We start from the raw sequence: 21,953 nt of genomic DNA, 5'->3' as shown, positions 1-21,953 counted from the left end.
CTGGCGATACTGGGTGCATGAAGCTCAGCCGCCCCGTCTCCTGGTTCCTGCTCGCCTTCGGGGTGTGGAGCTGGGTCATCTGGATCACTTTCGTCAAGAACCTGGTCAAGGACGGCAGCGGGCTCGCCTTCGACGACGGTCGTCCCACGGCCTACTTCTGGGTGCACCTGCTGCTCGCCGTCGTTTCCTTCGTATTGGGGACGGTCATCGGGGCCATCGGGTTGCGTGGTCTGCGCGCACTGCGCCGGACGTCATAGGGCGATCGGGAGACACGACACCGTGGTCATCGTTTTCGTAGCCGTCGCAGTGCTGGTCCTGGCCGTCGTCGTGACGGCCAACTGGTACGTGTGGCGCCGCCTGTTCCGCGACACGACAAGTGGCCCGGGTGTCGTCCGCCGGGCGGGCGCGGTCCTCATCGCGGGCGGCTGGGTCCTCGCGATCACCGCCCTGGTCGCCGAACGCTCCGGCGCCCCCTTCTGGCTCCAGCAGGTGCTGGCCTGGCCGGGCTTCCTGTGGCTGGCCCTGTCGATGTACCTGCTGCTGGCAGTGGTGGCCGGTGAAGTCGTCCGCCCGCTCCTGCGCCGCTTCCTCGAACACCGGGCGAGACGGACGGACCGCGGCCCGCAGGGGAGCGGCACCGGCGCACTCACCGCCACGACGCCCGCACCCGAACCCGTGACGGCCTCCGCAGCCGCGTCCCGGCGCGACCACGGCGCCCCTCAGACGCCCCCTCACCCGCGGACCGACCCGGCACCCGGTACCGAGGGCGCAACCAGCACCGACGGCGAACTCGGCACCGACGGCGCACCCGTCACCCAGGGCGTACCCGGCACCGACGGCGCACCCGGCACCGAGGGCGCACCCGGCACCGACGGCGTTCCCCGGCGGCTCACCACGGCGGCCCCCGCCCCAGCCCCCGCCGGCCCCTCCCGCCGTCTCTTCGTCTCCCGGGTCGTCGCCGGGGCCGCCGCGGCCGCTGCCGTCGGGACCGTGGGGTACGGGACGTACGGTGTGCTGCGCGGGCCGAAGGTCAAGCGGGTCACCGTGCCCCTGGCCAAGCTGCCGCGCGCCGCGCACGGGTACCGGATCGCCGTGGTCAGTGACGTGCACCTCGGCCCGGTCCTGGGACGCGGCTTCGCGCAGAAGGTCGTCGACACGATCAACGCGACCCAGCCCGACCTGATCGCGGTCGTCGGCGACCTGGTCGACGGCAGCGTGAAGGACCTCGGTCCCGCGGCGGCCCCGCTCGCCCAGCTCAGGGCCCGTCACGGCTCCTACTTCGTGACCGGCAACCACGAGTACTTCTCCGGCGCCGAGCAGTGGGTCGAGGAGGTGCGCCGCCTGGGCATCGACCCCCTGGAGAACGCCCGCAGGGAGATGCCGTACTTCGACCTCGCCGGAGTCAACGACGTCGCGGGCGAGGACGAGGGCCAGGGCCCCGACTTCGCGAAGGCGCTCGGCGACCGGGACACCGCCCGTGCGTGTGTCCTGCTCGCCCACCAGCCCGTCCAGATCCACGACGCCGTCGAGCACGGCGTCGACCTCCAGCTCTCCGGCCACACCCACGGCGGCCAGCTCTGGCCCGGCAACCTCATCGCCTCCGGCGCCAACCCCACCCTCGCGGGCCTGGACCGTTACGGCGACACCCAGCTCTACGTCTCACGCGGCGCCGGCGCCTGGGGCCCGCCCACCCGCGTGGGCGCACCGTCGGACATCACCCTGATCGAGCTGGCGTCGAAGCAGGCCTGAGCGCACCCCCTGTGAGAACCCTGTGAAACCGGACCGAAAGGCCCATCGGTAAGTTCTTTCCCAACTCATACGATCTCCCTTCCCCTCCGCGCGAACTCCTGTGATTGGGTGAGCCCGCCACGAAGGGGTGTGGCATTCGCACAAGGGCCCAAGCGGGCCCGGGGAGGGCAAAGCCGATGCGATCGGTTCGCATACGGATACTCGCGGCGCTGCTGGTCCTGGCCGCCGCGGGTGTGGGCGCCTGGCAGTTCCTGCCGTCGAAGGACGACGGGAGGACCATCACAGTCGGCACGACGGACGGTGTCACCTCGCTCGACCCGGCCGGTGCCTACGACGCGGGCTCCTGGGCGCTGTTCAGCAACGTCTTCCAGTCGCTGCTGACCTTCGCGCCGGGCGGCACCGCCCCCGTACCGGACGCGGCGAAGACCTGCGCGTTCGTCCGCGGCGACCTCACCACGTACCGCTGCGCGTTGCGCGAGGGCCTCACCTTCCCCGGCGGCCGGGCGATGAACGCCGAGGACGTGAAGTACTCCTTCGACCGGATCCTGAGGATCAAGGCCCCCGTCGGCCCGGCGTCCCTGCTCGGCACGCTCGGCTCCGTGGACGCCGAGGGCATGACCGTCACCTTCCACCTGACCTCGCCGGACGCGACGTTCCCCTTCAAGGTGGCCACCGGTGCCGGCTCGATCGTCGACCACACCGCGTACCCGGCCGGCAAGCTCCGCGGCGACGCCGGTGCAGACGGGACGGGCCCGTACACCCTCACCTCGTACACGAAGGACCACGACGCGGTCCTCGCGCCCAACCCGCACTACCGGGGTGCCGTCAGCGGCGCCGGCCGGCCCGTCGAGCTGCGCTACTACGCGACCCCGCAGGCCCTGGACGCCGCCTGGAAGGACAAGCAGGTCGACGTCGCCACCGACCAGCTGCCGCCCGGCGTCCTCGCCGGACTCAACCCGAGCGACCCCGCCCAGCACGTCTACGAGGCGGACGGCTCAAAGACCCGGAACCTGTACGTCAACACCCGCGCCGGCAAACCGCTGCACGACCCGAAGGTCCGGCAGGCCATGGCCTGGCTGATCGACCGCGAGGAGCTGGCCGCCACCGTCTACGACGGCACCGTCGACCCGCTGTACTCCCTGATCCCGGCAGGTCTGACCGGGCACACCGCCTCGTTCTTCGACGACTACCCGAAGCCCGACCCCGACAAGGCCCGGCAGCTCCTCACGAAGGCCGGCGTGAGCCTGCCGGTGCACTTCACCTACGGCTACGCCACAGGGCGCGGCGCCGGTGAGCAGGAGGCGGCCGAGATCAAGAAGGAGCTGGAGGCGAGCGGCCTGTTCCAGGTCACCCTCAAGGGCTACGAGTGGACCGCCTTCCAGAAGCAGTGGGCGACCGGCGAGCTCGACGCGTACGCCGTCGGCTGGGTCGCCGACTTCCCCGACCCGGACACCTTCGGCGCCGCGCTCGTCGGCACCGGCAGCGCCATGAACACCGGCTACAGCAGCAAGACCGTCGACCGGCTCATCAAGGACAGCCGGCGCTTCGCCGAGCGGACCGATGCCGAGTTGGACTTCCGCTCGGTGCAGGAGACCGTCGCCGAGGACGTCCCGGTGCTGCCGCTGTGGCAGGCCAAGGAGTACGTCGTCACCACCGAGGACGTCGGCGGCGGCCAGTACCTCTCGGACGGCACGGGCGTGTTCCGCCTGTGGAGCCTCACCTTGCTCTGACGGCCCGCCTCGCTGTCAGGAGTCGGTGCGCCGCCGCGCCGCCGGATCCGGGATGGCGTTCGTCATCCCCGGCAGGAACTCCGTGAACAGCTCGTGCACCTCGCGCACGAGCGGCCGCAGCACCCGGAAGCGGGCCAGGGCGACGCCCCGCGCGGTGAGCCGGGCACCGCGCTCGGCGAGCCGGTAGCTGCGCTCGCGCCCCTCGGTGCGGTCGAAGATCCAGTACAGGACGAGTCCCATCTGGGACAGCCACATCAACTCGGGAAGGATGTCCCGCAGTTCCTCGGGCACCTTGGTCTTCGTGGCCCCGGCGAGCACCTCCCGGTGCACGCTGATGGCCTCCTCGCGCGCGTGCTCCGACTCGGGGGAGAAGGGGCTGAGCGGGCTGTCCGGGTCGGCGGCGTTCTTGAAGAACTGCACGGCGAACTCGTGGTAGGGCGCGGCGATGTCGAGCCAGGCCCGCAGCACCCCCGCGAGGCGGGCCTCCAGTTCGCGCTCCCGGTCCAGGATCTCCCGGACCGCCACCTGGTGCTCGGCGGCGATCCGGTCGTAGAAGCCCTGGATCAGGTGCTCCTTGCCCGCGAAGTAGTAGTACGCGTTGCCGACGGAGACCCCGGCCTCCGTGGCGATGGCCCGCATCGTCGTCTTGTCGTAGCCGCGCTCCTGGAACAGCCGCATGGCCGTCTCCAGGATCAGGGCGCGGGTCTGCTCGGACTTGGTGGGGGTGGCGCCGTCGTCGGGGCCGTCGTTCTTCGCGGGCACGGGAAGAGAGCCTAACGTCAGCACCGGTGCGGTTACCGGTGCGGTTACCGGGGGGCGCAGGTGCCGTCGGCGCAGCCCGGCGCGGTGTAGCTCCATCCGCTGCCGGGGGCGTACGACCAGCCGTCCGCGCGCCGGTACACCCGCCCGCCCCACTGCGCGGCGCCGCGCTGCCCCCGGTGCGCCTGCGCCCCGCGCCACTTGGCGGCGGCGAGCACCGCGCCCTTGGCCAGCCGGGCGCCGGCCGGAGTGCTCAGCCGGTGGGCGAGCGGCCGGTGCTCGCGCAGCGCCCACAGGGTGACCACCCAGGCGGCCGGGCCCTGGTAGACCTGCCCGGCGTCGCCGACGACGGTGATCTCGTCGAGGGTGACGCCGTGGTCGAGGCCGGGAAAGCGCCGCCGGGCCTCCTCGGAGGCGGCCGGGACCAGCTCCAGCGGCACCAGCTTGGGCTGCCGCCGGAGCCAGTCCCGCAGGAACGTGCACAGGGAGCACTCGGCGTCGTACAGGACGGTGAGCCGACGGACCGGGGTGGCCGCGTCCGTGCCGGTGGTGTTCGTGCCGGTGGTGTTCGGGCCGGTGGCGTTGCCGCCGGTCGGCTTCGTGCCGGTCGCGTTCATGCCCGTCGCGTTCATGCCCGTCGCGTCCACGTGGGCCTCCGCTCAGGCCTGCGGCTGCGGGGCGACCCAGCCCTGCGGCGGGACCGGCGGCACCTGCTCCCGCTCCATGGCGCCCCGGCGCCGGATCCGGTTGAGCACGTAGACGTTGGCCAGGTGCATCACGCCGAGCACCAGCAGCACCACGCCGAGCTTGGTCGACAGGGCCTCGAAGACGCCGCGGGCGTCGGTGATGGTCCCGTCGCCGCTCAGGTACAGCGCGACGAACCCGAGGTTGACGAGGTAGAAGCCGACCACCAGCAGGTGGTTGACGGCGTCGGCGAGCTTCTCGTTGCCGTGCAGCACGTCGGCGAGGAAGACCCTTCCGTTACGGCTGAGCGTGCGGGCCACCCAGACGGTCAGACCGATGCTGACCAGCAGGTAGATGACGTAGGCGATGACCGTGCGGTCCATAGCCCCACCCTTCTTGAACACGTTCAAAACGCTGTCGGGGATGACTGTAGACCTACTTTTGAACATGTTCAACACAAGCCCGCGCGATGATGGTCGGTGGCGTCTCGCACGGTCCTCGGCACGGGAGTCGTGACGCGAGGTCTTCCAGTGGCTCGTGCAGCCCGAGGACACCGAGCGCGTCTTGAACTGCTGGGCGGTACGCATCCCCGCCGGATCGCCCCCGAGACCCAGGTGGCCCTGGTCGAGCGGGCCTTCGCGTGGAGCGGCTGGCTGGTGCTGGTGGGGGACCGTCAGGCCAAGCTGTGAACGAGGAACGGGGTCGACTTCTGAGAAGTCGACCCCGGCTCATGACGCAGCTATGTCACCCGATACCGATACGGGTCTTCCAGTAGTCGGCCCGGGCGATGACCTCCGTGCCCGAGCCGCTGAGCGCGGCCTTGCCGCCCGCATGGAATCGCACGGATCCATCGGCCAGAACGGCCCAGATGTCGGGAACGGTGTCGCCGTTGGCGCTCGGCGTGCCCATCAGATGGGGCTTGGCGCTGCTCGCCCAGCCGGATGCGCCGCCTGGCTCATCGGCCTTCCCAAGGAGCAGCGCACCACCGGCACGTCCTGCGCCGGATACGCCTCCGCCGATCCCGCGACCCAGCTGAAGTCGGCCCGGCAGTGCAGCTACGACAAGCTGGCCTACGGGGCAACGCCGACCAAGGGATCGCCCACCACCGTGGCCGAGACCGACGGCACGGGCACCTCCTACTCGGTCGCCACCGAGACCACGTACGACGACCTCGGGCGCGTTCGTACGGTCGCCAGGCCCGGCGCGGGCACCTCGGAGACGAAATACACGCCGGAGACCGGTGGCCCGGTCACCACGACAAAGACGATCAACGCCAAGGGTCACACCGTCACCACGACCTACGACCCCGGCCGAAACCTGCCGCTGACGGTCACGGACGCCAACGGCCGCTCGACACGCAGCGAGTACGACGCGCTCGGCCGTCTCGTGAAGGGCTGGACGGCTTCCCGCGCCTCCGGTGGCAAGTCGCCGAACGTCGTCGTCTCGTATCAGCCGGCAATCGCCACATCCAGCGCGAACAGGCCTGCCGCAGTGACGGTGGGAACCCTCAAGGACGACGGCTCCTACAGCCAGGAGGTCACGCTCTACGACGGCCTGGCGCGTGAAGTCTAGAAGCAGGTCGAGGCCCACGGCCCAGGCCGGATCATCGTCGACACCAAGTACAACGACCACGGCCTGGTGGCCGAGAAGACCGGCGCCTACCTGGCCAAGGGTGAACCGGACACGGCGCTCTTCAGGCCCAGGTCCACGTCGCTGATCCCTTCCTGGACCCAGTACCGCTACGACGGCCTGGAGCGTGAGGCCCGTGCCTCCGTGTACCAGGACGGCGGATACAAGTACGCGACCTTCACGTTCTACGACGCCATCAGCAAGACGGTGAACCCGCCCGGCTCCACGGCCCCTCGCACACGCACCTATTTCGACGCCCTCGGCCGGACCACCTCCGTCAAGCACTTCACCCAGGACGCCTCCAGTGCGACCGCGGGGCGCACCACCACTTACAGCTACGACGCACGAGGCAACCGCGACAAGGTCACAGATCCGGCAGGCAACGTCTGGTCCTACACCTACGACGCCCGCGGCCGGGTGACGTCCGCCACCGACCCCGACACGGGGACCACGGACACCTGGTACGACGCTGCGGACCGGCCGACCCGCGTCCGCAACGCGCGCGGTCAGGAGACCTACACCGAGTACGACATCCTCGGCAGGCCCAGATACGTCCGGCAGGGTTCGGCGAGCGCCACCCCTGTCAAGGAGTACACCTACGACGATGCGCCCGGAGGCCTCGGCCAACCGGCGACGAGCAAGCGGCACACCGCCAACGGCGACTACGTCAACCGCGTCACGGGATACGACTCCGAGTACCGAGTCACAGCCAGTGAGACGGTCGTCCCGGCCAACTCCATGACCGCGGGCCTCGCCGGCACCTACGCGTACGCCTACACGTACACGCCCACCGGCAAGCCCCAGTCGGTGACCCTTCCGGCCGTCGGTGGCCTGGCCAAGGAGAAGGTCGTCACGCGGTACAACGGCGACGGCATGCCGGAGTCGACCTCGGGCCTGACCTGGTACACCGCCGACGTCACGTACTCGCCCTACGGCGAGGTGCTGCGCACGGTCTCGGGTGCACAGCCGAACCGCGTCTGGACCACCAACTTCGTGGACCCGCACACCGGCCGCCTCCAGCGCACGGTGGCGGACCGCGAGACGGCGGGCCCGCACCGCATCACGGACAGCTACTACTCCTACGACGCGACCGGCACCATCACCTCCAACGCACGCAAGCTCAGCGAGGCGACGGGCAGCACGTGGGACACCCAGTGCTTCACGTACGACGTGTTGGGCGAACTGGCCCACGCCTGGACGTCGAAGATCGAGCCGACCGGCGGCGGTACGGGCTGCAAGGCGGCGAACGGTACCGCTTGGGGTCACCGCACCACCTACGCGACCTCCTCGGGCCCGGTCGCCGACGCCGCGGACGCGGAGTCGGACGCCTCGTCCCCCGACGACTCCCTCGCCTCGACACTCGCCGCGGCGGCCCCGGCCCCGGACACGGTGGCCACGGGCACGACGGCCTACCACCAGTCGACCACCTTCGACTGGCTCGGCAACCGCGCGACGCTCACGGAGCACGATCCGGCCGAAGCGACGAAGAACGTCACCTACTCCTACGGCTACGGCAAGACGGTCGCAGGCAGCGGCACGACGTCGTACAGGTCCCAGCCGCACACGATGACGTGGATCAGCTCCACGCCCACCGGCAAGGACAGCGCCTACACCTACGACGCCACGGGCAACACCACTGCCCGAGACCTGTACAACACCACGCAGACCCTGGACTGGACGCCGGAGAACAAGCTCGACTCCATCACGGACGACGGCAAGAAGACGACGTACGTCTACGACGCCGACGGCAACCGCCTGCTGGAGAATTCAGCGTCGGGCTCGACGCTCTACCTGGGCGAAGCCGAACTGACGACGAACGCATCAGGCACGATCACCCGCGCGTCCCGCTCCTACGCGCAGTCCGGCGCGCCCTCGGTGGTCCGCACGACGACCAACGGCTCTACGACAGGCCACAAGGTCAGCACGCTGATCACGGACCACCTCGGAACGGCGAACACCTCGGTCGACCTCGCCGCCGGCCAGCCGGTCACCCGCCGCGCGTTCAAGCCGTACGGCGAGACCCGCGGCGCGAAGCCGTCCACGTGGCCCAACAAGCGCGGCTACTTGGGTGTCGGCATCGACGACACGGCCACGGGTCTGACACACATAGGCGCCCGCGAATACGACCAGACCTCGGGCCGCTTCCTTTCAGCCGACCCGGTCATCGACATAGCGGACCCGCTGCAGATGAACGGGTACGCCTACGCCAACAACAGTCCGGTTTCCCATTCCGACCCCACAGGGTTGTGGATCGACGACGGAACGGGCCACAGCGAGCCGCGCCGCGACGGTGGTCCCACGGGCCCGCAGAACCCGAGGGGGCCCGGCGTGCCCAGGGGCGGCACGGGTCCGGGGGGCTGCTACTACAGCTGTAAGCAAAAGCCCGGTTGGGTGCAAACACACACTCCGGTCACGAACAGTCGCCAGCGGCTGTTGGACCTCTTCGACGGCTACAGCCCGAACGGCCGCTTCCCGGACGGAACGTATTGGCAAACGCCCATCATCGAGGAGAGCGGCACGAACAACGTGTGCTTCGGGCGGGAAGGCTGCCGCCTGGCGTACAGGTTCCTGCTGAAGAGCGACGACGTCGCAGAGGCCAAGCGCATAGCCGCCAACTACTGCCTCCAGAACTTCAAGAGATGCCAGGACGACGCCGAGTCCTACGAGCGGGGTAAGCGGTGGGAAACCCTCCCGTACGCCTTCATCCCCGGAGGCAGGGCCGCCAAGGGAGGAGCGCTGGGCGGCTGCGCCAAGTGTTTCCTTGCAGGTACCGACGTCCTCATGGCGGACGGCACCAGCAAGGACATCGAAGACATTGCAGTCGGTGACCTGGTCCAAGCCACTGACCCTGAAACGGGTGAGACCGGCCCCCGAAAAGTGACCAGGCTCATCCGGACCGAGGGTGACAAGTTCTTCAATGAACTGTCCATTGCCACTGAGGACGGCGTCGAGAAACTCACCGCCACCTACGAGCACCCTTTCTGGTCGCCTTCGGAACGGGACTGGATCGAAGCAGGCGATCTGAAACCGGGCATGACCCTGCGCACCGACGACGGCGACACCGTCATCGTCACAGGCAACCGCCCGTTCACGAAGCGGGCACGTACGTACAACCTGACAGTTGATGACCTGCATACGTACTATGTGCTGGCGGGCGAGACTCCGGTTCTCGTTCACAACAGCAACTGTGGCCCGTCCCTGAAGGATTTGCAGAAGGACTACCCCCGGCGCACTGTGGGAATTCTTGATGGCGGGGGTGATCAACTGCCGATGATCAGTGGTCCAGGCGGTCAGTCCGGACTCCTCAAGAACCTCCCAGGTCGTACGAAGGCCAACGGGGAGCACGTGGAGGCTCACGCAGCAGCGTTCTTGCGTATGAACCCGGGTGTCAGAAAGGCCGTGCTCTATATCGACTACCCGACGGGGACCTGCGGAACATGCAGAAGTACATTGCCTGACATGCTGCCCGAAGGCGCTCAGCTGTGGGTGATCTCACCGCGTAGGACTGAAAAATTCACGGGACTTCCTGACTGAGTTAGGAAAGGAATCGGCGGCCGATCCAGGTGGATCGGCCGCCGATTCGTGTTTCACTGCCTACCAGGGCAGTGGTTCATCGGTCGTGTAGTCCTGAGCATCGGAGTATGAGCGCCACTTGACTCCTGGCATATTCTCCGCCCAAGAGAGATCACCTGGCGCTCTTGCTGCCAGGGTGATGTCATGACCTTCGCCGGGATCGTCGCTCGGGTGGACGAGAGCCAGCCAGCTCTCGCCGAGGAGGATCCGCGAATCGTTGGCCGGCCAGTTCCACGCAGGGAAGGGGAGCTCATGGCTTCCTTCCCGAGCCCAGAGCCAATCTGCCGGGACTCCTTGCGCGACTTTCGTCGCAGGAGCCCCCAGGATTGCCTCCAGGATTGTGGCGTGAATCAAGAAATCTGAGAGCTGCTCGCCCGTCTGCCGCCACGGGGTCGGTTCGTCGGACGGCTCTCGCTCATACACGGAGCGATCTTCACTTTTCGGGTCGAATGCCCAAACCCGAGTTCCTTGGTTCTCAACCCAGAACGGAATCATTCCGTCTTCTGCTACGAGTTCCGCGATGGGGATGGCGTAGTTGTGTGAAGTGATCTCTCCGCCCCACTGGGCGGAGATTTCATGCCACTCGGCAAGCTCCCTGGGTGCATCAGGCGATTCCCCCAGTCTCACATTGGGTGATTTCGGGGCGCCGTACCACCTCCGCAGAAATCGCAGCAGGTCCGGGCTGTCCGTGAGGGCGAGAGAGTTCATGTGGGACATTATGCGCTACATGCCGGGCGCCGACGGAGACTGATCGGCAAATCGCTAAAGCAAAACGGGAGCCCCATTGGTGGGGCTCCCGTGGGTCATGACGGCAGTAGTTGACAGCAACGTCAGCGGACGAGTGAGGCGCAGGGCGGCCGTTCGTCGCTGTCGGAGCGTGCTGTCTCGGTGGTCTCCCGGCCGACGAGCGCGGTGCCGAGGGCGTCGATGGCGTCGCGCTGAAGGCGGAGCCTGACGTGGGCGTAGACGGTGGCGGTGACGCCGATGTGGGCGTGGCCGAGGAGTTCCTTGATCACGACGAGTTTGACGCCCTGTTCCAGGAGCAGGGTTGCGGCCGAGTGTCGAAGGTCGTGGAATCGGACTCGCCGTAGTCCGGCCCGGCCGAGGAAACTGCGGAAGCGCGTGTGAGGTTCGCCGGGTCGAGGGGGCGGCCGTTGGACTTGGTGAAGGCCGCTGTCTCTCCAGTTCTGTCCTGCCGTCTCGCGTTCCTTCTCCTGCCGTTGCCCGAACGGCCGGGCCAGCGTACGGCCCCCTGACCATGCCCGACCCCAAGCCGGGCAGGATACCGGCCAAAACCCACACCACCTCCCTCACGCGCGTGAGCGTCTGACGGCAACGCCGACGGTAATACGGGCGCACAGCATGACACTCCATGCACTCTCACGGGCCGGAATTCGCTGACCAGCGAAAATGCAGGTGACGCCCGTCCGGCGTGCGCAAGCGTTTTGGAAGCACGAAGCGGCGGAGTCGGGCGCCGCAGACCAATATGGTGCCGCAAAGGCGCGGCCGTTCACGGCCGTGCCCGCTGACGAACGGACGATCGTGAGTGTGTCGTTGGACGTCTCAGCGGTCCACCCGCGGCCTTTGGTGACCGGGCCGAGGGGAAGGTGGTCGAAGGTCTCGCGTGCGAGGAGTGGGAGAGGGGCTTGCCGGGGAGGCAGTGAGGGACACCGGCAGCAGCACGGCAGTCATGGCTACGAGCGCGACGGCGGATTTCCTCAGGGGCGTCACGGGCGCCAGTCTGGTGGCACCCCGCACCGGTCCCAGGAGCCCTACGACAGGCGGCCGGAACATGCCTGAATCTGGCCAGTTCCGGGTTCTGCGGCTCAATCGCTCGTCTTCGGCCGGCCCGCGTTGAGGATCTCGGCCACGTCGAGGGTCACCTTCGCGCCGATGGAGTCGGGGAGGGTGACGAGCTCGCCGGAGGCATGCGGACGGTGGTTCTCGTAGCTGCTTCCGACCGGGTCGGTCAGGACGTGGAGGCGTTGGTGCTTGCGGTCCACGACGACGTAGACCGGGACCTTCGCCTCGGCGTAGGCGGCGACCTTCGTCTTCAGGTCGTTCTTCCAATTGATGGAGGTGACCTCCAGCACCAGGCGGAAGCAGACAGGGTCGTAGGCGTTGTTCTCAACGTGGTGATCCTCGAAGTCGGCGTCCACGACCGCAAGGTCGGGGATGGCGTAGTCCTCTGGCTCCATGGGCAACCAGAGACCGACGCCCTGAAGGACCTCGGTTTCGCCTCCATCCAGGTCGGCTGCCATGAAGGGACGCATGAGCTTGGTCAGCGCACGAGCATGGGCGCCGTCAGGGGACGGGGTCACGAGGAGATGGCCTCCGATGATCTCGACGCGGTAGCCCGGATGGCGCTCCATGATCTCGTCGGCGATGGTCGTGAGGGTGACCGGCTCTTCTTCGTGGAAGGGCTGCTCGACGGAAGCTGCGGACATCAGGTGCCTCCTGGGAACTGGTGTCGAGAGCATCATCGTAGGTCGGACGACGCCTGCGCGGCCTTCACAGGCTCCTTCACCCGAAGGTGTGGCATATGCCAGAAGGCCCCGTCACCAGCGGTGACAGGGCCTTCTTGGTCGAGCCGGTCGACCTCAGAAGCGGCGCGTGATCAGCGCCCGCTTCACCTCCGCGATCGCCTTCGTGACCTCGATGCCGCGCGGGCACGCGTCGGTGCAGTTGAAGGTCGTGCGGCAGCGCCACACGCCGTCGCGGTCGTTGAGGATCTCCAGGCGCTGCTCGCCGGCCTCGTCACGCGAGTCGAAGATGAAGCGGTGCGCGTTGACGATGGCGGCCGGGCCGAAGTACTGGCCGTCGTTCCAGAAGACCGGGCACGACGTGGTGCAGGCCGCGCAGAGGATGCACTTCGTCGTGTCGTCGAAGCGCTCGCGGTCCTCGGCCGTCTGGAAGCGCTCACGCGTCGGCTCGTTCGTGTCCTTCGTGATGAGGAAGGGCATGACGTCGCGGTACGCCTGGAAGAACGGCTCCATGTCGACCACGAGGTCCTTCAGGACCGTGAGGCCCTTGATGGCCTCGACCGTGATCGGCTTCTCGGGGTTGATGTCCTTGATCAGCGTCTTGCAGGCAAGACGGTTCTTGCCGTTGATCCGCATGGCGTCCGAGCCGCAGATGCCGTGCGCGCAGGAGCGGCGGAACGTCAGCGTGCCGTCCAGGTCCCACTTGATCTTGTGGAGGGCGTCGAGGACGCGCTCCTTGGGGTCGATCTCCACCTGGAAGTCTTCCCAGACCGCCTCCGCCGCGACCTCCGGGTTGAAGCGGCGGATGCGGAAGGTGACCGTGATGTAGGGGGAGTCGGCGAAACCGGGCTCGGGCTTGCCGGCCGCGTCTTCCTTGTCCAGAACAGGGGTAGCCATCAGTACTTACGCTCCATCGGCTGGTAGCGGGTCTGGACGACCGGCTTGTAGTCGAGACGGACGGTTTCGGAGCCGTCGGCGCCGACCTCGCGGTACGCCATGGTGTGCCGCATGAAGTTGACGTCGTCGCGGTTCGGGTAGTCCTCGCGGTAGTGACCGCCGCGGGACTCCTTGCGGGCGAGCGCGGAGACGGCCATGACCTCGGCGAGGTCGAGCAGGTTGCCCAGCTCGATGGCCTCCAGCAGGTCCGTGTTGAACCGCTTGCCCTTGTCCTGGATCGACACGTTCCGGTAGCGCTCGCGCAGCTCCGCGATCTTCTCGACCGCCGTCTTGATCGTCTGCTCGGTGCGGAACACCATGACGTTGGCGTCCATGGTCTCCTGCAGCTCGCGCCGCAGCTCCGCCACCCGCTCGTTGCCGGTGGCGTCGCGCAGCCGCTCCACCTGCTCGACCACGAGCTCCGCCGGGTTCTCCGGCAGCTCGACGAACTCCGCCTTCTGCGCGTACTCCGCGGCGGCGATGCCCGCTCGCTTGCCGAAGACGTTGATGTCCAGCAGCGAGTTCGTGCCGAGGCGGTTGGCGCCGTGGACGGACACGCAGGCGACCTCGCCGGCCGCGTACAGGCCCGGGACGACCGTGGTGTTGTCCGCCAGGACCTCACCCTCGACGTTCGTCGGGATGCCGCCCATGGCGTAGTGCGCGGTCGGCTGGATCGGGATCGGGTCCGTGTAGGGCTCGATGCCGAGGTAGGTGCGGGCGAACTCCGTGATGTCGGGCAGCTTCGCGTCCAGCTGCTCCGGCGGGAGGTGCGTGAGGTCGAGGTAGACGTGGTCGCCCTCGGGACCGCAGCCGCGGCCCTCACGGATCTCCGTGTAGATGGAGCGGGACACGACGTCACGGGACGCGAGGTCCTTCATGACCGGCGCGTACTTCTCCATGAAGCGCTCGCCGTCCTTGTTGCGGAGGATGCCGCCCTCACCGCGGGCGCCCTCCGTCAGCAGGATGCCCATGCGCCAGATGCCGGTCGGGTGGAACTGGAAGAACTCCATGTCCTCCAGCGGCAGACCGCGGCGGTAGACCGCCGCCTGGCCGTCACCGGTCAGCGTGTGCGCGTTCGACGTCACCTTGAAGAACTTGCCGCAGCCGCCGGACGCGTAGACCACGGATTTCGCCTGGAAGACGTGGATCTCGCCGGTGGCGAGTTCGTACGCCACGACGCCCGCCGACTTCTTGACGCCGTCGACCTCGGTGATCAGCTGGTCCAGGACGTAGAACTCGTTGAAGAACTCCACGCCGTGCTTGACGCAGTTCTGGTACAGCGTCTGGAGGATCATGTGGCCGGTGCGGTCGGCCGCGTAGCAGGAGCGGCGGACCGGGGCCTCGCCGTGGTTGCGGCTGTGGCCGCCGAAGCGGCGCTGGTCGATGGTGCCGTTCGGGGTGCGGTTGAACGGCAGGCCCATCTTCTCGAGGTCGAGGACCGAGTCGATGGCCTCCTTCGCCAGGATCTCGGCGGCGTCCTGGTCGACCAGGTAGTCACCGCCCTTGACCGTGTCGAAGGTGTGCCACTCCCAGTTGTCCTCCTCCACGTTGGCGAGCGCGGCGGCCATGCCGCCCTGCGCGGCGCCCGTGTGGGAGCGGGTGGGGTAGAGCTTGGTCAGCACGGCGGTGCGGCTGCGCTTCGTGGACTCGATGGCCGCGCGCATGCCCGCGCCACCGGCGCCGACGATGACGGTGTCGTACTTGTGGATCTTCATGATTCTCGCAACCCCGTGCCTAGCGGATGTTCGGGTCGAAGGTGAAGATCACCAGCGTGCCCAGCAGGATGGTGAACACCGTGGCGGTGTAGAGCAGGCCCTTGAGCCACAGCCGGGTGTTCGCGCGCTCCGCGTAGTCGTTGATGACCGTGCGCAGGCCGTTGGCGCCGTGCAGCATGGCGAGCCACAGCATCAGCAGGTCCCAGACCTGCCAGAACGGGGACGCCCAGCGGCCCGCCACGAAGGCGAAGCCGATCTTGGAGACGCCGCCGTCCAGCACGAGCTGGATCAGCAGGTGGCCGAGGACGAGGACGACCAGCACGACGCCGGACAGGCGCATGAACAGCCAGGCCGCCAGCTCGAAGTTGCCCCGGGTGCTCTTCGGGGTCTTCTTGGTGCGCTGGCGCGGGGCCTCGATGAAGGGCGCCGGGTTGTCGACGGTGTAGACGGGGCCGCCCTCGACGGGGCCGACGCCCGCAGCGGTCTTGTCAGTCGTGGACATTGGCGTCAGCTCCCGAACAGTTCACGAGCGGCGTGGCCGAGGACGGGGTAGATCGCCCCGAGCATCAGCACGACCCACAGGGCGACGACGGTCCAGAGCATCTGCTTCTGGTACCGGGCGCCCTTGATCCAGAAGTCGACGGCGATGACACGCAGGCCGTTGAGCGCGTGGAAGAGGATGGCGGCGACGAGGCCGTACTCCAGCAGCGCGACGATCGGCGTCTTGTACGTGGCCACGACGGTGTCGTAGGCCTCAGGGGACACACGGACGAGAGCGGTGTCCAGCACGTGGACGAACAGGAAGAAGAAGATGAGGACGCCGGTGACTCGATGAGCCACCCAGGACCACATTCCTTCCCGGCCGCGGTACAGCGTTCCAGCCGGCACGGAAGTTTCCTCCGGGAGCGGGGATTGGGGCCGCGCCGGCTTGGTGTGTCGGTCGGGCCCGGCCGGGTACGGTCCACCGGCCCCCAGCATCGTAGCGATGCGCTGCGGCTGGGCTGAGCGGGGGTCCCTCGGTGTGATCAAACTGGCACGCAAAGGGGTACGGGTGGGCTAGTGCGACCCAGGGGGCAGGGGGTGTCTCCGGGACGCCGGGTGTGAGTCGTCAGTGGTTGCTCGCGCAGTTCCCCGCACCTCTCAGGGCGCTGACCAGCCGTACGCTCGCCAGACGCCGGAGTTCGTCCGCCACGACCGTCCGTTCCTCCTCGGGATCGTTGGTCAATCGTGACCGGATGGCCGCGAGGAGCCGGTCCAGGGTCTCCGAGGGGGACAGGCCGTCCAGGCAGATGACGAACACGTGTCCGAAGCGGGCCTCGTAGGCGGCGTGCGCCGCGCTCAGGGCGGTGTGGGCCGCGGAGTAGGTGTCCGGCGGGAGTGTGGGCAGGCGCTCGGCCGCCAGTGCCTCCGTGAGGTCGGGCCAGGCCAGGTCGTAGGCCGCCTCGTCCGCCGCGGCCAGCAGGGAGTCCAGATCCGGGTAGGGGCGGTGGTTCGCGACGCGCCGGGCCCAGCGGAGGCTGCGCAGGCAGGAGAGGAGGGCCTGCTCCAGGTCCTCCTCGGAGGCGGCGTTGAAGTGCTCCACCGGTATGGCGAGGCGGCCGGGGAGATCTGGGAGATGGTGCGCGGGCAGCGTGGGTCCTCGTGGGCGTCACGTGTGTCGGCAGGGCAAGTTGTGAGAGATGTGACGTCACGCTATCGAGTGCGACCGTGATGTGTCCGAGGGATGCGCGAATTTCACCCGGGAGGGAGAGTTTCGGCATGCTCGGTGGACGCGCGCCGGACGGCCCAGGGTTTTAGGTTGGCTGAGTGAGTCAGCACAGGCGCCGGACTTCGGCGAAGCAGGAGAAACAGCGGCAGGTGCTGGTCGTGGCCATGGCTGTAGCGCTGGTCGTGGTCGCGGCCGGGGTGAGTCTCGGGCTCTGGGCGGCCTCGGGCGGTGACGGCGGCCCCACGGCCTCGGAGGCGGGATCCTCGCGGGGGGCCTCAGCGGCGGCGCCCCCGGACAGAGCGCCGGAGGCGAGCCCCAGCCCGACCCGCTCCTATCCCCTGTCCGAGGCACCCCGCACCATACCCGCCGTGCGCGACCACGAGCCGGCGCGCGGCCCGGGCTGGCGTCCTGAGAAGGGCAACCGGGTGGTCGTGGACGACCCGGCACTGGCCGACGAGGGGCGGCTGGTCGCCGGCGAGCTGGGCATGGCGTACGCCGGCGAGAAGAGCGACAAGCGGGCCGGGGACCTGCGGCTGGCGCTGAACGACGACGAGGGGGCGAACCCGGAGTCGTACGTGATGACCGTGCGCGACGGGCGGGTGGAGATCGACGGGCCGTCCGACACCGGGGTCTTCTACGGCACCCGCACGCTGAAGCAGGAGACGCACGACGGCGGCACGGCCCCCGAGGGGGTCGTGAAGGACGAACCGGCCAAACCGCAGCGCGGCTTCATGCTGGACATCGCGCGCAAGAACTTCACGGCCGGCTGGATCGAGGACCGCGTCCGCGAACTGGGCGATCTGAAGTTCAACCAGCTGGGGCTGCACTTCTCCGACGACCAGGGCTTCCGGATCGAGTCGTCCTCGCATCCCGAGATCGTCTCGCAGCAGCATCTGACCAAGGCGCAGGTGCGCGAGATCATCGACCTCGCGCGGACCCGGCACATCACCATCGTCCCCGAGATCGACTCGCCCGGGCACCTCGGCGCGGTCCTCGACGCCCACCCCGACCTGCAGCTGCGCACCGCGCAGGGGTCGGCGGTGCAGGGCGCCATCGACATCTCCAAGGCCGAGAGCGCCGGCATCGTCGACGACCTGCTGAACGAGTACGCGGACCTCTTCCCCGGCGGGCCGTGGCACCTCGGCGGCGACGAGTACCAGGCGCTGACCCGGTCGAACCCGGAGGCGTCGTTCCCGCAGCTGGCTGCCGCCGCCCGGGAGAAGTACGGCTCCGGCGCGACGGTCGCCGACCTCACCACCGGCTGGCTGAACGACCGGGCCGACACCGTCCGCAAGCACCAGCGCGTCCCGCGCGCCTGGAACGACGGCTTCTTCCGCGGTACCTCCGTGCAGGCCGCCGAGGACATCCAGGTCGCCTACTGGACGGGCAAGGAGATCGGCGCCCGGGCGCCCCTGGAGTATCTGCAGGCGGGCCGCAAGGTGATCAACTACAACGACGAGTTCCTGTACTACGTGCTCGGCGAGCCGCAGACCTTCGTCTACCCGACGGGGCAGCGGATCTACGAGCAGTGGACGCCCCGCGTGCTGCGCGGCACCGCGGCCGTCCCGGCGCGCTACGACGGGCAGATCCTCGGCGGGTCCTTCGCGGTGTGGTGCGACCTCGCGAACTCCCAGACGCAGGAGCAGGTGGCGGCCGGGATACGGATGCCGCTGCGCGCGACCGTCCAGAAGCTCTGGGACCCGGGCGGGCCGGAGCTGTCCTGGGCGGAGTTCCGGGCGCTGGCGGACAGGCTCGGCTGACCCGGAACGAATTGGCCCGTACGGCTGCGAACTCCCGTAGGGCTGTGGTGGTGTTCTGACGCGACCGCAATCGAACATGCCGGGGGGAACCGGGACATGGGCTACTGGGGGTATTTCGTCGTGGGCCGGGGGGAGCGGCCGCTGCCGGAGCTGGACGCGCTGGCTGGGGCCGGGGACGGTCCGACGCAGCGCGTCTCGGCGCCGGGCGGATGGCAGGTGTGGGAGTACCCGAGCAGCGACGGCGACATCGGGAACATGAACGCCCTCGCCCGGGAGACCGGGGCGCCGGCGCTCTTCGGGTACGTCATGAACAGCGAGTGCGTCGTGCTGGAGGCCGCGGCTCCGGAGAGCGGGACGTGGACGACCTGCCTGGCGCGCTCCGCGATGGCCGGGTACCTGGGGGCGGACCGGGAGGGCCTCGCGCTGGAGGACTACTTCCTGGAACCCGGCGACGCCGCCGAGCACGCCGTGCGCTGGGCCGCCGAGGCCGGGTGTGAGGTGAACGCCGACGCACTGATGGACGTACTGACGTCAGACCCTGATCCTCCCCCGCTCTCGGCTTCGCTCGAGCGGGGGGACCCCCAGGCTGAAAACCTCCTGTTCCGCTTCCTCGACAGACTGGGCGTCGTGCCCCTGTGACACTCCGGGCCCGTTGCACGCAGTAAGGGGAAGTGCGGGTTCCGTAAGGGGTGAGGGCTGGCAGCGGCCTGATCGGGCCCCGGAGAAGGCCCGCGGAGGGAGGCGTGGATGAGCCTGGTGGAGTTGATCGCACAGGCCGACGAACGCGGGCTGGCCGCGAGCGGGCTGGCTTGTTTGGATCGGTGCGTGCCCCTGCTGGGCGGCGACGACGAGGTCCTCAGGCCGGTGTGGGCGAGTCTCAGTGACGGCGCCGGTGCCGAGGAGTGGGGCGAGCGGCTGGAGCAGGCGCGCGGCAAGCTGGACGCGGCCGGCGCCGGGGACGAGGCGACCGCGCTCGCCCACCGGATGCTCGAGGCCGCTCCCGCCGAGCGGTCCGCGGGCGCGGTCCGCGTGTGGGCCGACGCCTGCTCCGTCGCCTCCCTCCAGATCCACCGGCTCTTGGACACCGCCGAGGACGAGGCCTCGTCCGTCGACTCCCGCCGCGAGGGCCGTACGGAGGGCATGTCGCCCCTCGTCGCCGCCGAACTGCGCCGCCAGATCACCGTCCTGGAGGTCCTGGCCGGACACGGCCCGGCCGGGCTGCGCCGGGCCCTGGAGCTGTCGGTCGAGGGGCGGCGGGTCCTGCGCGCGGTGGTGTCCCGCCGGAGCCGGCAGCGGACCTGAACGGTGCTGCCGATGGTCCGACCGGCCTAAACCCCCCTTCCTGGAAGAGTCCTGTGACTGTCCCTTGGGTGAGGTGGGGTGGTCCTGCGCCGCTTCGGGGAAGCCGCCGATTCCGGGTGACGAAACGCTTCGCCGCAGCGCTTTCCGGGATGTGACGACTCAAGCGGAGACCAGGCCATCGGCGGCTGCGAAGCCGCTGCGATGGGCGGCGGACACAGTGGCGACGATGCGCGAGGGAGCACGACTGCGCCTCGACTACTCGGCGCAGAGCCTGTGGAGCATCGACCGGATGATCGAGGGGATACGTCGGGAGGGAGCACCCGACGCGGCGGTCCAGCAGGTGCTGCGCGGCTTCGGCGCGTACGCGGGTGAGGTGATGGCGCGTCAGACCGGCGCCGAGTGGTGGGCGACCGGCGGAGACCACTGGATCCGCACCCCCGACGGGCGCCTGTGGGACCCCATCGACGAGGCCCGCCGGTGCTACGGCGGACATGGGTCGCTGCGGCTGCTGTGCCGGGACGCGATGAGCACCGCGCCCCGGCGTTAGCGTCAGCCGGCGCGGAGGTGCTCGCCCTCGCCCACGTCCCCGCCCTCGCCCACGCTCACGTCCGCGCCCTCGCCCTCGCCCGCGCCCTCGCTCACGTCGAGGGGGCCGCCGGACGGCTCGGCAGCGGGCGCGGCCGTCGTTGCGGCGTTCGCGGCCAGGGTGCGGATCTCGGGCAGGTCGTCGTAGAGGTTCTGTCCGGGGCACTCGGTCGGGTAGCCGTCGCGGTGACCGGAGATGCGGTGGAACGTGACCTTCTGGCCCAGCTTGTACTTGCCGTTGTCGGCACCGGAGGTCAGTACGACCGTCCCGGTCGGGTCGATGCCGTAGAGGCCGAGCTTCCACGCCGCGACCTTCGCGACCGACTCGCGCACCGCGGCGTTCGTGGCCGCCGTGGAGTAGTCGCCGAGCACCGAGACGCTGCTGGTGGCGGTGTTGAACCCGTAGGTGTGCGCGCCGAGGACTGGGTTGTCGATGCCGCCCGCGCGCCCCTCGAAGACGGTGCCGCACTTGTCGACGAGGAAGTGGTAGCCGATGTCGTTCCAGCCGTTGCTCTGCACGTGGTAGAGGAACACGCCGCGCACGATCGACGCCGACTGGGAGCAGCTGTAGTCGTTGGTGCCCGCCGTGTGGTGGACGAACATCGCCTTCGTGTCGCCCGTCAGGGTGGGCGGGTCCTTCACCAGGGACTCGTCGGCGCCCCAGGCGGAGCGCGACGTCACGGTGGGACGCTGGGCCGCGAGCGGACCGGCGGCAGGACCGACCGCGTCCGGCTCGGTGGCAGGACCGACCGCGTCCGGACCGGCGGCAGGACCGACCGCGTCCGGCTCGGTGGCAGGACCGACCGCGTCCGGCTCGACGGCCGCGGTGTGCACGGCGTCCGACCCGGCCTCGGGGTCGACCAGTTCGACCCGCAGGCCCTCCGGCAGGCGCGAGCCCGTCACGCGCACCTGGACACCGTCCGAGGGCCCGGTCCACAGCGGCTGGGTGCTGCCGCGCACGCCGGCCCCATCGCGGTCGGGGCCGGCCTCGGGCGTACGGCCGTCGGTCTCCAGAGTCCGCCACGCGGTCCACGCGCCGCTCTCCCGGGAGCGGGTGCGCACCTGGGCGGTGCCGGCGAAGGCCGCGTCCGGGTCGTCCCAGGTGATGCCGATCAGGCTGAACGGCTCTGTGGTGCGCGGGGCGAGCGACCGGTCGTGGGGGTCGCCGTCCGGCACCCGGACGGTGTGCACCCCGTCCGAGGGGGTGGCCCGGGCGGGCTGGGCCAGGCCGAGGGCACCGAGGGCCAGAGCGGTGGCGACGGCGGTGCGCAGGAGGGGGTGTGTCATACGGCGCTCGCCTTTCATGGGCGGTGGCATCGCGAGCAGAGCTCCCCGGTACG

General features: G+C 69.3%; 22 protein-coding genes and 1 pseudogene. 10 read left to right on the top strand and 13 right to left on the bottom strand.

Annotated features, from left to right (window positions below):
• Positions 1-17 precede the first annotated feature (17 nt).
• The 3 genes from ACZ7EG_RS07855 to ACZ7EG_RS07845 all read left to right on the top strand — a co-directional run bounded on the left by ACZ7EG_RS07855 (position 18) and on the right by ACZ7EG_RS07845 (position 3,479).
• Entirely contained in the window at positions 18-257 is a 240-nt protein-coding gene (locus ACZ7EG_RS07855; RefSeq protein WP_003992504.1) for an SCO4848 family membrane protein, read from the top strand.
• A 22-nt stretch (positions 258-279) separates the two neighbouring features.
• Positions 280-1,749: a metallophosphoesterase gene (locus ACZ7EG_RS07850; RefSeq protein WP_471073838.1), complete on the top strand. Its 1,470-nt coding sequence runs from the start codon at positions 280-282 to the stop codon at positions 1,747-1,749.
• Positions 1,750-1,925: 176 nt separating this feature from the next.
• Positions 1,926-3,479 carry an ABC transporter substrate-binding protein gene (locus ACZ7EG_RS07845; RefSeq protein ID WP_471073835.1) on the top strand — a complete coding sequence of 518 codons (1,554 nt, stop codon included), beginning with the start codon at positions 1,926-1,928 and terminating at the stop codon, positions 3,477-3,479.
• A 15-nt stretch (positions 3,480-3,494) separates the two neighbouring features.
• Here ACZ7EG_RS07845 and ACZ7EG_RS07840 read toward each other — a convergent pair whose 3' ends face one another.
• Genes ACZ7EG_RS07840 through ACZ7EG_RS07830 form a run of 3 tightly spaced genes read right to left on the bottom strand, consistent with a single transcriptional unit; the run spans position 3,495 to position 5,305 of the window.
• A complete protein-coding gene (locus ACZ7EG_RS07840; RefSeq protein WP_471073832.1) occupies positions 3,495-4,241 on the bottom strand; it encodes a TetR/AcrR family transcriptional regulator in 747 nt (248 codons plus the stop codon).
• A gap of 44 nt (positions 4,242-4,285) precedes the next feature.
• Entirely contained in the window at positions 4,286-4,885 is a 600-nt protein-coding gene (locus tag ACZ7EG_RS07835) for a thiol-disulfide oxidoreductase DCC family protein (RefSeq protein ID WP_471073829.1), read from the bottom strand.
• 12 nt (positions 4,886-4,897) lie between these two features.
• Complete coding sequence (locus ACZ7EG_RS07830; RefSeq protein WP_471073826.1) at positions 4,898-5,305, bottom strand: hypothetical protein; 408 nt, start codon at positions 5,303-5,305, stop codon at positions 4,898-4,900.
• A 147-nt stretch (positions 5,306-5,452) separates the two neighbouring features.
• Here ACZ7EG_RS07830 and ACZ7EG_RS07825 point away from each other — a divergent pair, with 147 nt between their 5' ends.
• A complete protein-coding gene (locus tag ACZ7EG_RS07825) occupies positions 5,453-5,611 on the top strand; it encodes a hypothetical protein (protein WP_471073823.1) in 159 nt (52 codons plus the stop codon).
• Positions 5,612-5,666: 55 nt separating this feature from the next.
• On the opposite strand, the gene ACZ7EG_RS07820 is transcribed toward ACZ7EG_RS07825, so the two are convergent.
• The gene (locus ACZ7EG_RS07820) at positions 5,667-5,831 is read right to left on the bottom strand and encodes a hypothetical protein (RefSeq protein WP_471073821.1); all 165 of its coding nucleotides are present in this window, start codon (positions 5,829-5,831) and stop codon (positions 5,667-5,669) included.
• 3 nt (positions 5,832-5,834) lie between these two features.
• On the opposite strand from ACZ7EG_RS07820, the gene ACZ7EG_RS07815 reads away from it, so the two are divergent.
• Entirely contained in the window at positions 5,835-6,494 is a 660-nt protein-coding gene (locus ACZ7EG_RS07815) for a hypothetical protein (RefSeq protein WP_471073818.1), read from the top strand.
• 66 nt (positions 6,495-6,560) lie between these two features.
• Positions 6,561-10,085 (top strand): polymorphic toxin-type HINT domain-containing protein, encoded by a 3,525-nt coding sequence (locus tag ACZ7EG_RS07810; protein WP_471073815.1) that lies wholly within the window; start codon positions 6,561-6,563, stop codon positions 10,083-10,085.
• A 60-nt stretch (positions 10,086-10,145) separates the two neighbouring features.
• On the opposite strand, the gene ACZ7EG_RS07805 is transcribed toward ACZ7EG_RS07810, so the two are convergent.
• The 8 genes and pseudogenes from ACZ7EG_RS07805 to ACZ7EG_RS07770 all read right to left on the bottom strand — a co-directional run bounded on the left by ACZ7EG_RS07805 (position 10,146) and on the right by ACZ7EG_RS07770 (position 16,840).
• Entirely contained in the window at positions 10,146-10,832 is a 687-nt protein-coding gene (locus tag ACZ7EG_RS07805) for a hypothetical protein (RefSeq protein WP_471073812.1), read from the bottom strand.
• Positions 10,833-10,954: 122 nt separating this feature from the next.
• Positions 10,955-11,347 (bottom strand): annotated as a pseudogene (locus ACZ7EG_RS07800) (tyrosine-type recombinase/integrase); the annotation flags it as partial.
• 603 nt (positions 11,348-11,950) lie between these two features.
• Positions 11,951-12,571, bottom strand: coding sequence for a Uma2 family endonuclease (locus tag ACZ7EG_RS07795; protein ID WP_471073809.1), 621 nt, complete (start codon positions 12,569-12,571; stop codon positions 11,951-11,953).
• 153 nt (positions 12,572-12,724) lie between these two features.
• Entirely contained in the window at positions 12,725-13,504 is a 780-nt protein-coding gene (locus ACZ7EG_RS07790; protein WP_031107859.1) for a succinate dehydrogenase iron-sulfur subunit, read from the bottom strand.
• Positions 13,504-15,258 carry a succinate dehydrogenase flavoprotein subunit gene (sdhA, locus tag ACZ7EG_RS07785; RefSeq protein WP_471073806.1) on the bottom strand — a complete coding sequence of 585 codons (1,755 nt, stop codon included), beginning with the start codon at positions 15,256-15,258 and terminating at the stop codon, positions 13,504-13,506. Before sdhA ends, ACZ7EG_RS07790 begins: the two co-directional genes overlap by 1 nt.
• A 19-nt stretch (positions 15,259-15,277) precedes the next feature.
• The gene (locus ACZ7EG_RS07780) at positions 15,278-15,760 is read right to left on the bottom strand and encodes a succinate dehydrogenase hydrophobic membrane anchor subunit (protein WP_471073803.1); all 483 of its coding nucleotides are present in this window, start codon (positions 15,758-15,760) and stop codon (positions 15,278-15,280) included.
• 5 nt (positions 15,761-15,765) lie between these two features.
• Complete coding sequence (sdhC, locus tag ACZ7EG_RS07775; RefSeq protein ID WP_031107855.1) at positions 15,766-16,146, bottom strand: succinate dehydrogenase, cytochrome b556 subunit; 381 nt, start codon at positions 16,144-16,146, stop codon at positions 15,766-15,768.
• Between the two features lie 220 nt (positions 16,147-16,366).
• A complete protein-coding gene (locus ACZ7EG_RS07770; protein ID WP_471073800.1) occupies positions 16,367-16,840 on the bottom strand; it encodes a 2-oxo-4-hydroxy-4-carboxy-5-ureidoimidazoline decarboxylase in 474 nt (157 codons plus the stop codon).
• 290 nt (positions 16,841-17,130) lie between these two features.
• On the opposite strand from ACZ7EG_RS07770, the gene ACZ7EG_RS07765 reads away from it, so the two are divergent.
• The 4 genes from ACZ7EG_RS07765 to ACZ7EG_RS07750 all read left to right on the top strand — a co-directional run bounded on the left by ACZ7EG_RS07765 (position 17,131) and on the right by ACZ7EG_RS07750 (position 20,575).
• Entirely contained in the window at positions 17,131-18,726 is a 1,596-nt protein-coding gene (locus ACZ7EG_RS07765; RefSeq protein WP_471074859.1) for a beta-N-acetylhexosaminidase, read from the top strand.
• A gap of 96 nt (positions 18,727-18,822) precedes the next feature.
• Positions 18,823-19,365, top strand: coding sequence for a hypothetical protein (locus tag ACZ7EG_RS07760; protein ID WP_471073797.1), 543 nt, complete (start codon positions 18,823-18,825; stop codon positions 19,363-19,365).
• Positions 19,366-19,473: 108 nt separating this feature from the next.
• A complete protein-coding gene (locus tag ACZ7EG_RS07755; RefSeq protein WP_471073794.1) occupies positions 19,474-20,028 on the top strand; it encodes a hypothetical protein in 555 nt (184 codons plus the stop codon).
• 151 nt (positions 20,029-20,179) lie between these two features.
• Positions 20,180-20,575 (top strand): hypothetical protein, encoded by a 396-nt coding sequence (locus tag ACZ7EG_RS07750; RefSeq protein WP_104777767.1) that lies wholly within the window; start codon positions 20,180-20,182, stop codon positions 20,573-20,575.
• 2 nt (positions 20,576-20,577) lie between these two features.
• On the opposite strand, the gene ACZ7EG_RS07745 is transcribed toward ACZ7EG_RS07750, so the two are convergent.
• Entirely contained in the window at positions 20,578-21,900 is a 1,323-nt protein-coding gene (locus tag ACZ7EG_RS07745; RefSeq protein ID WP_471073791.1) for a peptidoglycan recognition protein family protein, read from the bottom strand.
• Positions 21,901-21,953: the final 53 nt, after the last annotated feature.

This window comes from Streptomyces sp. NPDC037100 (assembly GCF_055606225.1).
The sequence above is the reverse complement of the archived record's forward strand: the minus strand, read 5'-3'. Positions and strand labels throughout refer to the sequence as shown.

Coding starts and splice junctions, on each gene's coding strand:
- ACZ7EG_RS07855 (WP_003992504.1), top strand. CDS start 18: ATGAAGCTCAGCCGCCCCGTCTCCTGGTTCCTGCTCGCCTTCGGGGTG.
- ACZ7EG_RS07845 (WP_471073835.1), top strand. CDS start 1,926: ATGCGATCGGTTCGCATACGGATACTCGCGGCGCTGCTGGTCCTGGCC.
- ACZ7EG_RS07830 (WP_471073826.1), bottom strand. CDS start 5,305: ATGGACCGCACGGTCATCGCCTACGTCATCTACCTGCTGGTCAGCATC.
- ACZ7EG_RS07820 (WP_471073821.1), bottom strand. CDS start 5,831: ATGGGCACGCCGAGCGCCAACGGCGACACCGTTCCCGACATCTGGGCC.
- ACZ7EG_RS07815 (WP_471073818.1), top strand. CDS start 5,835: ATGGGGCTTGGCGCTGCTCGCCCAGCCGGATGCGCCGCCTGGCTCATC.
- ACZ7EG_RS07805 (WP_471073812.1), bottom strand. CDS start 10,832: ATGAACTCTCTCGCCCTCACGGACAGCCCGGACCTGCTGCGATTTCTG.
- ACZ7EG_RS07795 (WP_471073809.1), bottom strand. CDS start 12,571: ATGTCCGCAGCTTCCGTCGAGCAGCCCTTCCACGAAGAAGAGCCGGTC.
- ACZ7EG_RS07790 (WP_031107859.1), bottom strand. CDS start 13,504: ATGGCTACCCCTGTTCTGGACAAGGAAGACGCGGCCGGCAAGCCCGAG.
- sdhA (WP_471073806.1), bottom strand. CDS start 15,258: ATGAAGATCCACAAGTACGACACCGTCATCGTCGGCGCCGGTGGCGCG.
- ACZ7EG_RS07780 (WP_471073803.1), bottom strand. CDS start 15,760: ATGTCCACGACTGACAAGACCGCTGCGGGCGTCGGCCCCGTCGAGGGC.
- ACZ7EG_RS07765 (WP_471074859.1), top strand. CDS start 17,131: ATGGCTGTAGCGCTGGTCGTGGTCGCGGCCGGGGTGAGTCTCGGGCTC.
- ACZ7EG_RS07760 (WP_471073797.1), top strand. CDS start 18,823: ATGGGCTACTGGGGGTATTTCGTCGTGGGCCGGGGGGAGCGGCCGCTG.
- ACZ7EG_RS07755 (WP_471073794.1), top strand. CDS start 19,474: ATGAGCCTGGTGGAGTTGATCGCACAGGCCGACGAACGCGGGCTGGCC.
- ACZ7EG_RS07745 (WP_471073791.1), bottom strand. CDS start 21,900: ATGACACACCCCCTCCTGCGCACCGCCGTCGCCACCGCTCTGGCCCTC.